A 12369-nucleotide genomic window follows, 5' to 3' on the forward strand; every position below is an offset into this window, starting at 1 on the left:
CGCCGTCCACGATACCGATGGCGAGCGGACGCCGCGCAGCAGTGCGGCGAAGCGCCAGGGGCGGGGGTCTACCGACACAGGGACGGCCCCTGCTTTGTGGTGTGGTGCTACATCGCACTCGGGTGAAGCCCGCCCTATCCTCTGCCGGTGGCGACGAGGAGGTCGACCGAAGGGGCTTCGTCGCGAACAGGAGCTGACCCCGACCGGGAAGGAGCACCATGGCCACCCTGCTGCCGGGCGTCACCGCTCGCCGCGTGCCCACCGCGCGCCTGACGGTGAACGCGCTGGAGGTGGCCGGCCGGACCGGCACTCCCGTGCTGTTCGTCCACGGCAACGTGTCGTCGAGCCTGTTCTGGCAGGAGACGATGCTCGCGCTCCCCTCGTCCTTCCGGCCGCTGGCCCTGGATCTGCGCGGCTTCGGCGACACCGACCCCGAGCCGGTCGATGCCACCCGCGGGCTGGGCGACTACGCCGACGATCTCGCCGCGCTGGTGACGGCGCTCGACCTCGCGCCGGTGCACCTGGTCGGCTGGAGCATGGGCGGTGGCGTGCTGCTGCGATACCTGCTCGACCGGCCCTCGACGGCGGCATCGCTGACGCTGGTGAACCCGGTGTCGCCCTACGGGTTCGGCGGCACGCACGGCCTGGACGGCCGGCTGTCCGACCCGGCGGGCGCCGGAGCCGGTGCCGGCACGGCGAACGCCGAGTTCGTCCGGCGCCTCGCCGAGGGCGACACCGGCGCCGACTCGCCGCTGTCCCCGCGCCAGGTGCTGCTCGCGCACTACGTCAAACCACCCTGCGTGCCCGCGCACCTCGACATGCTCGTCGAGTCCATGCTCTCGACCCGGACCGGCGACGACCACTACCCCGGCACCAGCAGCGCCACCGCCGCCTGGCCCGGCTTCGCACCCGGCGACCGCGGGGTACTCAACACCATGGCACCGACGCATTTCCGGATCCCCGACCTGTCCACTGTGGATCCCAAGCCGCCGCTGCTGTGGATTCGCGGAACCGACGACGTGATCGTCTCCGACACGTCCCTGTACGACCTGGCCCACCTCGGCTCGATCGGTGCGGTGCCCGGCTGGCCCGGCGAGGAGACCTGTCCCCCGCAGCCGATGGTCGCCCAGACCCGGGCCGTGCTCGGCACCTACGGCGCCTACCGCGAGGTCGCCATCCCCGATTCGGGGCACTCGCCCCACCTGGACCAGCCCGCGGCCTTCCGCGCCGCCCTGATCGACCACCTCACCGCGTCGCGCCGTTAGGTTTCGCCGTCCGGGGAGGCTTGGAACGCCCGGATCGCGAGCGCCGCGAAGCGCCGGGAGGCCGCGACCCGGGTGGCGGGCGAGGTGGCCTGGATACCCCTGTTCGCCATGAGCACCAGTATCAGGTCGTCCAGGACGAAGTCGGAGCGCAACCGGCCGGTGCCCTTGGCGCGGCGCGCCAGTTCGGCGACCGCCCTGAGCGTGTGTTCGCGGCCTGCGGCGAAATCCACCGCGCGGGGGAAGGCCGACATGAAGGCCTCGGTGAAACCCCGGTCTCGCGCGTGCAGCTCGAAGATCTTCTCGATCAGCAGGCAGAAGCCATGCCACGGGTCCGGGTCGGCGAGCCCCTCGTCGGCGATGGCTTCGCACGCGCGCATCCGGTCGGCGAACGCCTCGGTGGCCAGCAGCTCCTTGGTCGGGAAACGGCGGTACAGGGTGGCGGGCCCGACCCCGGCGCGCCGGGCGATCTCCCGCATCGGCACGTCCAGACCATTGCTGGCGAACACCGCGCGGGCCGCGTCGAGGATGCGTTCCCGGTTGTCCCGTGCATCGGAACGCAGGGTGCGAGACAAACGGTCGCTCACCACTCTCACTTTAGCCAACCGGACGCCGGTGTCCCTTAGCGTCCGAAAGGCAAGGCGAACGATCCCGGCACAAGGAGACGGCAGTGAAAGCGGTCATGATTCAGAAGTTCGGCGGTCCGGGAGGGCTGGAAGTCCTGGACCTCCCCGACCCCGCTCCCGCCGGCGGACAGGTGCTGATCGCCGTCGAGGCGATCGGCGTCGGTGGGGTGGACGCCGTGATCCGGCGCGGTGCTCTCGCGGCTTACGGTTTCCAGGAAGGTCACATCCCCGGGGGTGAGGTGGCGGGGACCGTGACGGCGGTCGGCGACGGCGTCGCCCGTTCCTGGCTCGGGCAGCGAGTGTGGGCGTTCACCGGTACGGGCGGCGGCTACGTCGAACAGGCGATCGCCCCGGTCGAGGAGATCGTCCCCCTGCCCGCGAACCTGTCCGCTGTGGACGCCGTGACGCTGGGCAGCTCCGGCGTGGTGGCCCACTTCGGACTGTCCCGTGCCCGCTTCGCTCCGGGCGAGTCGGTGCTGGTGCGCGGTGCGTCCGGCAGCATCGGGATCACGGCGGTCCAGCTCGCGGCTCGTGGTGGGGCCGGTGCGGTGGCGGTCACGACGTCGTCGGCCGAGCGCGGCGATCGCCTGCGCGCGCTCGGCGCGACCCACGTGCTGGACCGCTCGGGTGCGGGAGCCGCGGATGCTCCCGCGGGCTACGACGTCATCATCGACGTCGTCGCGGGGGCGGACCTGCCCTCCTTCTTCGACCGGCTCAACCCGAACGGCCGCCTGGTGGTCGTCGGCGCGGTCGCGGGCCCGCCACCGGCGGACTTCGGGACGAAGATGATGGCGGCGTTCCAGAAGTCGATGTCGTTCGCCACCTTCAGCGCCGCCACCGTGCCCGGCCCCGACCGACGAGCCGTGCGCACGGAACAGTTCACCGCCGCGAGCCGCGGTGAGTTGCGCACCGTGGTGCACGAACTGCTGCCGTTGGACCAAGCCGCGCTGGCGCACCGGAAAATGGACGCGGGGGAAGTGTTCGGCAGGATCGTGCTGGCACCGTAACCCTCAGCCGGTGGGCAGGCCGATCTGGTCGCGCTCGAGCGCGGCACGCAACTGCGCGAGCGCCTGCGCGGCGGCGGGGAGCCGGGAGCTGCCGGGAAGGGGGCCGAGCAGTTCGGTCAACCGCTCGGTGAAAGTGTCCTCCGCCGCTTCGGCGAGACGGAGGCCGTCGTCGGTCAGGGCCAGCAGCGACGAGCGGCGATCGGACGGATTGGGTTGCCGCACGACCCATCCCTGTTTTTCCAGCCGGTCGGTGCCCTTGCTGGCCGCGCCGATGCCGATGGCGAATTCGGCGGCCAGGTCCGCCACCCGGGCCCCGGGGTGGTCACGCAGGAAGCGCAGGAACTCGAACTGCGACGCGACGATCCCGTGCCGCTCCCGGAGACGGTCGTTCAAGGCGTTGTAGAGCCGCGTCTCGCACCGGACGAGATCGCCGAAGAAACCCGGAAGATCCACCGCGCCTCGCCCCGACTTCAGTGCCATGGAATATAGTGTAACGGCAGGAAAATGGCCCTGGCCGGAGCCGGTCCCCCAGGAGGGCGGCGGGTTCCCGGCGCCGGGTCGGGTAGCCTGACCCTGTTCACCAAGTGAACACGCCCGTCAGTTCTCGATCACCGTCCAGCGGAGGCTCCCGTGACCAAACCGACGCGGTCGCCGGACGCCCGCGGGGAACGGGGTGACCAGGCGGACATCCAGGCGGTGAGCCGGGTGAGCCAGATCCTGTCGTTGTTCGACCCGGCCACGCCGGAGGTGACCGCGGGCGAGGTCGCCGAGCGGCTGGGCCTCAACCGCACCACCGCCTACCGGTACTGCACGTCCCTCGTCGCGGCGGGACTGCTGGAACGCGACAACGAAGGCAAGTACATCCCGGGCGGCCTGCTGCTGCAGCTGGGGGCGTTCGCCATCGGCCACCGCCGCGTCGTCAACCTCGCCCCGCGGCACATGCAGGCGCTCGCGCGCGCCACGCAGACCAGCGTGGTGCTCAGCCTCTGGGGCCTCACCGGCCCGGTGGTGTCCCGGGTCGAGGAAAACGTCTCGACCATCGTCGTCGTGTCCGTGCGGGTCGGCAGCCACCTGCCGCTGGACACCGCGCAGAGCAAGGTCTTCCTCGCCTACCATCCGGACCAGCTGTCCATGGAGCGGCTGATCGGGAACCTCTCCGGGGCGGCACGGGACGAGTTGCGCGCCGACGTCGACCGGGTGCGCGCCGTGGGCCACTGCTCCGCGATGAGCACCCCCGGCATCGTCGCGGTGGCCGCGCCCGTGTTCGACGAATACGGCATCTGCGCCACCATCGCCATCGTCGGCCCGGACAACACGCTGTCGATGTCCGGCGACGCCCCCGAACTGCGCCTCGTCGTCGGCACCGCGCGCGAGCTCACCCACGAACTCGGCGGTCACTACCGGCCCGACGACCTCGGCCGGGCGGGGTAGCGGGCGACCGCGGTCGCGCCGGACCGGGCCCGGCCTGGCATGACCGTCCGATCAGGACAGTGCCGGGATCGTGCTGTCGTCGGACATGTCGACATCCTTCGTCTCCGGGCCGAGGAAACCGCCGAGGCTGATCAGTGCGCCGGCCAGTGCGATGAGGACGGCCGGGGCGAGGTGCTCCGGCAGGATTCCGTCGAGCTGCTGCAGGTAGAACTGGTAGAAGGCCGGCGCGATGAGCGCGAGGCTGTACCCGACGCCGTAGCCGGTGGACCGGATGCTCGCCGGGAACCGCTCGGTCAGGTAGGCGGCGATCGGGCCGAACGTGCCGACGGTGAACACCCCGATCGCGGCACCGAAGCCCAGGGCCGCGCCGAAACCGCCGTCCGAGGCCATCAGCAGGGTGTAGGAGCCCGCGCCGGCCAGCAGGACAGCCAGGCCGTAGCCGATGTAGAACCGGCGCCGCCCGATGCGCTGGGACAGCATGCCGAAAAGCGGGTAGGACAGCGCGGCCGCGGCGTTGATCACAAGCATGGTCAGCGTGACCTGCTGGCTCGACAACCGCAGGTGCGCCTTCAGCTGTGCGGGCGTCACGGCGGCCTCCATGTTGGTGGCGAGCCACGTGCCGGTCATCAGCACGAACACCTGTGCCAGCGCCCGCGGATACTTCACCAGCAACCTCACCAGTGGCAGCTTGTGCCGCTCCCCGGTCAGCTCCGCCCGCGGCTCGTGCACCTGCTTGAGGTAGTAGCGGAACAGCACGGCCGCCAGCAGCGCGCCGACCAGGAACGGCACCCGCCAGCCCCACTGCACGTAGGCGCTGTGCGGCCCGGCGGACGGCAGCAGTCGCAGGATCAGCAGCGTGATCGCGGCGATCATCGCGTAGGCGGCGGGGGAGGTCGAAGTGATGATCGAGGCGTAGAGGCCGCGCTTGTGCCGCGGGCTCCACTCCATCGCCAGCGGCACCGCGGTCGTGTACTCGCCGCCGAGGAAGACCCCGTCGACGAACCGCAACGCGATGAGCAGGCCGACCGACCACATCCCGATCGTCTCGTGGCCCGGCAGGCAGGCGGTCAGCAGGGTGATGGTGCCGAACCCGCCGACCGCGATCAGTGTCGCGCGCTTGCGCCCGACCGTGTCGGCGAAGTGCCCGAAGATCACCGCGCCGAGCGGGCGGCCGACGAGCGTCGACGCGAACACCAGTGACGCGAGCACGGCGGTGGTGCTCGCGCTCAGGTTCGCGGCCTGGAAGTAGGCCGTCGCCGGCGCCAGGACCACGATCGGCAGGTAGATGTCGAACTGGTCGACGAAGTAGGCGAGCGTCCCGCCACGGACCGCGGCGCGCACCTTGGCGAGGTCCGGACCGTGTGGGGCTCTGGGACCGGCCACAGACTGCGACTCTGCGGCGGGGGGCGGTGTGGACATCGTCGTCCTCCGGGATCGGCTGCCGGCTACCCGCGGTTCCGGCACACCCTCGGCGAAGTTCCGAACCGCGTGTTCACGAAGTGAACAGCCTATACCGTAAACGAGCACCGTTGGCGACACAAGAGCGCTCGATGGCTTGACAAGCAGTCCTATAGTGAACTTGAACTTCACAATGCGAACGAAGGACGGTCTCCATGAGCCAGCGTCCCGCCATCACCTCCGTCCTGGACGGCCTGGTCGACCTGCACGTCCACTCCGGCCCCAGCCCGTTCCCCCGGCGCTTCGACCATGTCGAGGCCGCGCAGGACGGCGCGCGGATCGGGATGCGCGCGATGGTCGCGAAGTCCCACCACCACAACACCCAGATGGACGTCCTCGCGATGAAAGACCGTCTCGCCGGCGTCGCCGCCACCGTGTACGGAGGCATCGCGCTCAACAGCACCGTCGGCGGGCTCAACCCGCACGCCGTGCGGATGTGCCTGCGCATGGGCGGCAAGGTCGTGTGGTTCCCGACCATCTCGTCCGGACGGCACATCGAGTGCCATCCGGAGGACGGCGCCTTCCCGACCACCACCGTCCCCCTGACCCTGGAGCGGATCGACATCGTCGACGAGAGCGGCGAACTGAAGCCCGAGGCGGGCGAGATCCTCGACGAGATCAAGGAACGGGAGGCCGTCGTCAACGGGGGTCACATGTACCCCGAGTACATCCGCACCCTGTTCCAGGCCGCGAAGGACCGCGGCATCACGCGGATGGTCGTCAGTCACCCGGACTTCGTCATCGGCGCCGAACCGGACCTGTGCCGCGAACTCATCGCGCTCGGCGCCTTCGTCGAGCACGAGGTCGGCATGTACGACCCCGAGGGAACCCAGAAGTGGGCCCCGGAACGGCTGCTGGCCTGGATCGAGGCACTCGGCCCCGAGCACACCGTGCTGGCCTCGGACTTCGGCCAGCAGGCCAACCCCAAGCCGGTGGACGCGTGGCTGCGGGTGGGCGAGGCGCTGCTCGACCTCGGCCTGCCGGAGAAGGACCTGCGACGCATGGTCTGCGACAACCCGGCCTACCTGCTCAACCTCGACGCCTGAGCGAAAGGAATCCTCGGTGTACGAAAAGGACGATCCGCGGTCCTCGCTCACGACGGCGACCGCTCCCCACCCCGGCGGTGGCGCCGCGATCGCCGCCGCGCAGTACTTCGACCTGCACACCGCACCGATCGTGCGCGCACAGAACGTCGTGCTGGTGCACACCGAAGCCAGGGCCGGCGACGAACTCGACAACGGGACTCTCGAAGGTGAACTCGCCATCGTGGTCACCGCCTCCTCGCCCGCCTTCACGGTGCTCACCGACGACGGCGCCACGAAGGTCGACGCCCCCGGGCTCGTCGTCGTCCCACCCGGCGCCTCCCGGATCAGCATGCACGGCGACGGCCCGCTCGTCCGGCTGATGGAAGCCGTCGAACCGGTGTGGCGCGACCGAGCGGTCAACGCCGCCGCCTACGCGGAGGACCATCCTCGCGTCGCGTTGCTGAAGCGGTGGCCGGAGCCCGTGGGGAAACCGGGCGTGCGGTTCTACCCGCTGTCGGAGGTGCCGGAAGACCCCCGGCGGTTCGGCCGCATCTTCCGCACCCGCTCGTTCATGGTGAACTTCCTGCCCGAGCAGGACGGACCGCGCGACCCGCGCAGGCTCTCACCGCACCACCACGACGACTTCGAGCAGCTTTCCCTTGCCGTGCAAGGAGAATACCTGCACCACATCCGCACGCCCTGGCTCAACGACAGCACCGCCTGGCGCGACGACGAGCACGTGCGGCTCGGCAGCCCGTCCGTCGCGATCATCCCGCCGCCCACCGTGCACACCTCCGCGGCGAGCGCTCCCGGGGTGAACCAGCTGATCGACATCTTCAGCCCGCCCCGGGGGGACTTCTCGGAAAAACCCGGGTGGGTCCTCAACGCCGACGACTACCCGATGCCGTGAACGCGCCACGACGAACGGGTGCCGGGCTGTTCGCCCCCGACCGGGCCACCACCCCGGTCGGCACCTGGCTGAAGATCGCCTCGGGCGAGCCCGTGGAAATCATGGCGTACGCGGGGTTCGACTTCGTCGTGATCGACCTCGAACACGCGCCGCTCGACCTGCAGACCGCCTACCGGCTGATCAACTCGGCCGCCGCGCTGGGCGTGGTGCCCCTGGTGCGGGTGCCGGACACGACACCGTCGGCGATCCAGAAGATCCTCGACGCGGGCGCCATGGGCATCCTCGTGCCGCACGTCGACACGGCGGAGCAGGCGGCCGCCGCCGGGCGGGCATGCCGTTTCCCGCCTCACGGCATCCGCGGCGCGGGCGGCACCAGCCGGGCTGGGGCGTGGGGCCTGCGACCGAACGCCGAGTACCTCGCCACCGGCAACGACGACGTGCTCTGCATCCCCCAGCTCGAAAGCGCCGAGGCGATCAAGGCCGCACCGGAGATCCTCGCGCTGGACACCGTGGACGCGGTGTTCGTCGGAGCGGCCGACCTGTCGCTGTCGATGGGGACGACACCGGCCTCCCCCGAGGTGCGGCACCTGATCGACTCGGCCGTCGAAGCCGCGCACACCGCCGGAAAGCGGTGCGGGCTCGCGTTCGGAGGCGTGCCGGACAGAGCCGCGCAGGCCGTGCGGGACGGCTGCGATTTCGTCCTGCTCAGCAACGACACGTCGATGCTGGCCGAAGCCGCGCGCGGGCTGGTCACGGCGTTCAGGACAGCCGTGGGCCAGAGCCCTGGTCGTATCGAACGGGAGGACTGATGCGGGCAGCCGAAAAGGTCATCATCACCACCGCGATCACGGGGTCGGTCAACATCCCGTCCCAGAGCCCCTACCTGCCGCTGTCCGCCGAGCAGGTGGCCGACGCCGCGGTGGGGGCCGTCGAGGCCGGGTCCGCCGTCGTGCACCTGCACGCCCGGGAGCCGGACGGGCGGCCGACCTTCGCCCCGGAGGTCTTCCAGCGGATCATCGACGGCATCACCGCGCGGACCGACGCCGTCGTGAACATCACCACCGGCGGCGCCTCGTCGATGACGATGGAACAGCGGCTCGCCGCCGCGCTGCACCTCAAGCCCGAACTCGCGTCGCTGAACATGGGCTCGATGAACTTCGTGTACTCGGGTATCGCCGACAAGGTGACCGAGTGGAAGCACGACTGGGAAAAGCCCTACGTGCTCAACACCTACTCCCGCCCCTTCGTCAACACCTTCGACAAGATCGAGCACACGCTGCGGACCCTCGGCGAGTCCGGTACCCGGTTCGAGTACGAGTGCTACGACATCGGGCACCTGTACTCGCTCGCCCACTTCGTGGAGCGGGGCCTGGCGAAGCCGCCGCTGCTGATCCAGGGTGTGTTCGGCGTTCTCGGCGGCATCGGCGCGGACCACGCGAACCTGGAACACATGGTGCGCATCGCCGACAAGCTCTTCGGCGAGGACTACTTCTTCTCCGCCTTCGCCGCCGGGCGCGACCAGATGCGGTTCGCCACCCACAGCGCGTGGCTCGGCGGCCATGTCCGGGTGGGCCTCGAGGACAGCCTGTGGATCGGCAAGGGCAGGCTCGCCCAGAGCAATGCCCAGCAGGTCCGGAAGATCCGGGCCGTCGTCGAGGACCTGGGCAAACCGATCGCCACCCCGGACGACGCCCGCGCGATGCTCGCGCTCCGGGCCATCGAAAAGACCAAGGAGGGCAAGGCTTCATGAACACTCGGCCGCCACTTTCCGGCAAAGTCGTCCTCGTCGTCGGCGCGAGCACGGGGATCGGCGCGGATGCCGCCCGTGTGTTCGCCGAAGACGGCGCGGCACTCATGCTCGTCGCCCGCAGCGAGGAACCGCTTGCCCGGCTGACGAAAGAGCTCACGTCGGAGGGGCACGACGTGGCGTACACGCCCGGCGACGTGACCGACCCGGCGAGTGTCGCCGCCTTCGTCGACGCCGCGGTCGCGCGGTTCGGCCGGCTCGACGGCGCGTACAACAACGCCGCGATCGGCCAGGGCGGACGCCTCGACGCGGTCACCGAAGCCGATTTCGACCGGATCATGGCCGTGAACGTGAAGGGCACCTGGCTGTGCCTGCGGGAAGAAGTGCGCGTCATGGAACGGCAGGGTGCGGGCTCGATCGTCAACGTGAGCAGCATCGGCGGCCTCCGCGGCAGCCCCGGGATGGGGGCCTACCAGGCCACCAAGCACGCGGTCATCGGCCTGACCCGCACCGCCGCGCACGACTTCGGACCGCTCGGTATCCGGGTGAACGCGCTCGCGCCCGGCCCGACCGAGTCGCCCATGCTCGACGAACTGCGGCGCACGATCCCGGGCGGCGTCGAGGCCCGGATCGCCGCCACCCCGCTTCGCAAGGCGGGGACGGGCGCGGAGGTCGGCGCGACCGCGGCGTTCCTGCTCAGCGACCGGGCGAGCCACCTCAGCGGGACGGTGCTCCCGGTGGACGGCGGGTTCCTCGCCTGAGCGAACGACTTTCCGACTTGTGGCGGATCCCCTCCGCCGGCCACGTGACCTACCGTAGAACGCGGTAAGCAGCCTGGTGCACTCGGTCGACGGAGGGCTGTGATCACACCTGGTGAGTTTCGTGCACTCGTCGCGCTCCGCGCGAAACAGGGCGAGTTCATGGCCCTCGAAGCGCTTGACGACTCGGCACACGTCCGGAACCTGCAGCCGCTGATCGAATTCGACGCCGCCGGCAAGAAACCTGCCGATCAGCTCGACGCGATCGAGGCGGCCGTCAGGAGACTCCACAAACTCGGCAGGCACGTCATGCTCGACGCCTCCGGCGTCGAGCATTCGACCAGCTTCGGTGGCGGACCGGCGGGGGCGCTCGGCGAACTGGCCGACCGGCTTTCCCATCCGGGAGATCTCTTCGACGAGCAGGATCCCATCCCCTTCATTCCGGTCGTTCGCCATGACGCGCCCGGCCACCTGGTCGCCATGGTCGGGCGCCTGTGCCAGGAACTGGGCCTCGGCGGTGCTCTTCGCGTCCGGACCATGAAGGTGAATCGTGCGCACTGGGAAAGCGCTCTCCGGCAGCTTGGGGTCGAGACCGTCGATCTTGATCTCATCATCGATCTTCAGTACCTCCCGGAGGTGACCACTCAGGTGACCGATCGCGTGGCCACCGCGATCGGTGTTCTCGCCGAATTCGGCCGGTTCCGGTCGACGAGCCTGCTCAGCGGCTCCATCCCTCCCCAACTCACGCACACTTCGGCGCGGGAGCAGCCCCGTGCCGAGGAGCGCCTGTGGGAGTCGCTCGTCCGGGACGGGGTTGCCCGTCTCCGCCTCGCCGACTACGGCGTGGTGCATCCGCTGCCGCGTGACCCGCACCCCGCCAAGCACGTCAGCCTGAAGTACACCTGCCCGGATCACTGGCTGTACTTGCGGGAACGAGTGAGCGGCTCGAGCGAAGAAACAGCTCGGTCACGCATCGAGAGTCCGCGTTCGCTCGCCCTTCGTGCCGTGTGCCGCCACCTCGTCGAGTCCGACGGCTTCGCAGGGCCGGACTTCTCCTGGGGAGACCGGCAGATTTCCGAAGCAGCCGACGGACGGGGAAGCGGGCTCGGCTCCCCGAGCAGGCCGGTCGCCTTCGCGACCTCGCACCACCTGGCCTACCTCGCGGCCCGCGCCGCGTCATGACGAAGGCAACGATGCCGGTGATGTTGGTGATGCCGGTGATGCCGGTGATGCCGATGACGCCGCCGTCGGCACGGCAGCCACGGCCGAAAACCGCGAAATCCGCGGCGTGAGCGTCACTCCGTGGCGCCGGGTGGCCGGAGCATGGGCACGAGAAACCGCCGGGCCAGCGCGGCCAGCTGCTCGTCGTCGTCGAGATCGACGACCCGGCTGGGAATCACGAGGAAGGAAGCGGAAATCCGGACCATCATCTCGGCGACGAGGTCGGTGTCCAGTTCGCCCGCAACGTGGCCCGCGCGTTGCTCGCGGCGTAACTGGCCCGCGACGAACTGCCGCACCGTGGCGAGCATCCCGCCGTTGTCGGTGATCATGGAGGACACGAGCAGGTCCGGTTCGACGGTGATCAGGCCGCCGATCAGCGGGTTGCGGCGGATGGCCCGCAAGGAGCTCACGAAGCCCATCACCACCCGGTCGGCGACGGTCGCGGCGTCCTCGATGTCGATGAGGAACTGGTCGAAGTAGCGGCGGAACTCCCGGCGGATCACCTGTTCCACCAGTGCGTCCTTGGTGGCGAACCGGCGGTAGACGGTGATCCGCGAAACCCCGGCGCGGCGCGCCACGTCCTCCATGGTGGACCGCTGGATCCCCATCCGGCAGAACTGCTCGTACGCCGCGTCGAGCACGCGCCCCCGGTTCTCGTCCACCTCGTCCACCCGCTCGACCGCGTCGCTGTAGGCGCGTTCCAGCAGCGATTCCGCGCCCGGCGGCGTCGCGAAGGGAGACGGCGCAGGTTCCACGATCACCTCCTCGGCACCCATCCAACCTGGCGCTTTCAGCTTAGAGCGTGTCTTACGTGGTGATCAACGGCTGATGTGTGATGATCTTTGTCGTGGTTGATCGTTTGTCGTTGCGTCTTGTGCCGGACGAGTTGTGGGAGCTTGTGGAGCCGTTGGTCCCCGCGTTTGC

At 70.0% G+C, this 12369-nt stretch carries 13 protein-coding genes; 9 read left to right on the plus strand and 4 right to left on the minus strand.

Annotation, left to right across the window (positions count from 1 at the left end; translation table 11 throughout):
• The first annotated feature begins 218 nt into the window (after window positions 1–218).
• Window positions 219–1265, plus strand: coding sequence for an alpha/beta hydrolase (locus FNH05_RS19605; RefSeq protein ID WP_144590156.1), 1047 nt, complete (start codon window positions 219–221; stop codon window positions 1263–1265).
• On the opposite strand, the gene FNH05_RS19610 is transcribed toward FNH05_RS19605, so the two are convergent.
• Window positions 1262–1849, minus strand: a complete 588-nt coding sequence (locus FNH05_RS19610) for a TetR/AcrR family transcriptional regulator (protein ID WP_144590157.1) — start codon at window positions 1847–1849, stop codon at window positions 1262–1264. The genes FNH05_RS19605 and FNH05_RS19610 overlap by 4 nt on opposite strands.
• A gap of 83 nt (window positions 1850–1932) precedes the next feature.
• Here FNH05_RS19610 and FNH05_RS19615 point away from each other — a divergent pair, with 83 nt between their 5' ends.
• Entirely contained in the window at window positions 1933–2895 is a 963-nt protein-coding gene (locus FNH05_RS19615; protein ID WP_186382634.1) for a zinc-dependent alcohol dehydrogenase family protein, read from the plus strand.
• A gap of 3 nt (window positions 2896–2898) precedes the next feature.
• Here FNH05_RS19615 and FNH05_RS19620 read toward each other — a convergent pair whose 3' ends face one another.
• Entirely contained in the window at window positions 2899–3375 is a 477-nt protein-coding gene (locus tag FNH05_RS19620) for a MarR family winged helix-turn-helix transcriptional regulator (protein WP_144590158.1), read from the minus strand.
• Between the two features lie 150 nt (window positions 3376–3525).
• Here FNH05_RS19620 and FNH05_RS19625 point away from each other — a divergent pair, with 150 nt between their 5' ends.
• Window positions 3526–4326, plus strand: coding sequence for an IclR family transcriptional regulator (locus FNH05_RS19625; protein WP_144590159.1), 801 nt, complete (start codon window positions 3526–3528; stop codon window positions 4324–4326).
• 51 nt (window positions 4327–4377) lie between these two features.
• Here the strand turns inward: FNH05_RS19625 and FNH05_RS19630 are convergent, their stop codons facing one another.
• Complete coding sequence (locus FNH05_RS19630) at window positions 4378–5709, minus strand: MFS transporter (RefSeq protein WP_246127839.1); 1332 nt, start codon at window positions 5707–5709, stop codon at window positions 4378–4380.
• Between the two features lie 230 nt (window positions 5710–5939).
• On the opposite strand from FNH05_RS19630, the gene FNH05_RS19635 reads away from it, so the two are divergent.
• From FNH05_RS19635 to FNH05_RS19660, 6 genes are all read left to right on the plus strand, one after another.
• The gene (locus tag FNH05_RS19635; RefSeq protein WP_144590161.1) at window positions 5940–6830 is read left to right on the plus strand and encodes a DUF6282 family protein; all 891 of its coding nucleotides are present in this window, start codon (window positions 5940–5942) and stop codon (window positions 6828–6830) included.
• Between the two features lie 16 nt (window positions 6831–6846).
• Window positions 6847–7719, plus strand: a complete 873-nt coding sequence (locus FNH05_RS19640; RefSeq protein ID WP_144590162.1) for a cupin domain-containing protein — start codon at window positions 6847–6849, stop codon at window positions 7717–7719.
• Window positions 7716–8528 (plus strand): HpcH/HpaI aldolase family protein, encoded by an 813-nt coding sequence (locus FNH05_RS19645; RefSeq protein ID WP_144590163.1) that lies wholly within the window; start codon window positions 7716–7718, stop codon window positions 8526–8528. The genes FNH05_RS19640 and FNH05_RS19645 overlap by 4 nt, the downstream gene beginning before the upstream one ends.
• The gene (gene kce / locus FNH05_RS19650) at window positions 8528–9469 is read left to right on the plus strand and encodes a 3,5-dioxohexanoate:acetyl-CoA acetone transferase (RefSeq protein WP_144590164.1); all 942 of its coding nucleotides are present in this window, start codon (window positions 8528–8530) and stop codon (window positions 9467–9469) included. The genes FNH05_RS19645 and kce overlap by 1 nt, the downstream gene beginning before the upstream one ends.
• Window positions 9466–10227 carry an SDR family NAD(P)-dependent oxidoreductase gene (locus FNH05_RS19655; protein WP_144590165.1) on the plus strand — a complete coding sequence of 254 codons (762 nt, stop codon included), beginning with the start codon at window positions 9466–9468 and terminating at the stop codon, window positions 10225–10227. The genes kce and FNH05_RS19655 overlap by 4 nt, the downstream gene beginning before the upstream one ends.
• A 99-nt stretch (window positions 10228–10326) precedes the next feature.
• Window positions 10327–11406, plus strand: coding sequence for a beta family protein (locus FNH05_RS19660; protein WP_144590166.1), 1080 nt, complete (start codon window positions 10327–10329; stop codon window positions 11404–11406).
• Between the two features lie 113 nt (window positions 11407–11519).
• Here FNH05_RS19660 and FNH05_RS19665 read toward each other — a convergent pair whose 3' ends face one another.
• Complete coding sequence (locus tag FNH05_RS19665) at window positions 11520–12200, minus strand: TetR/AcrR family transcriptional regulator (RefSeq protein ID WP_246127840.1); 681 nt, start codon at window positions 12198–12200, stop codon at window positions 11520–11522.
• Window positions 12201–12369: the final 169 nt, after the last annotated feature.

Origin of the sequence: Amycolatopsis rhizosphaerae (assembly GCF_007713715.1) — a bacterium.
Taxonomy (GTDB): domain Bacteria; phylum Actinomycetota; class Actinomycetes; order Mycobacteriales; family Pseudonocardiaceae; genus Amycolatopsis_E; species Amycolatopsis_E rhizosphaerae.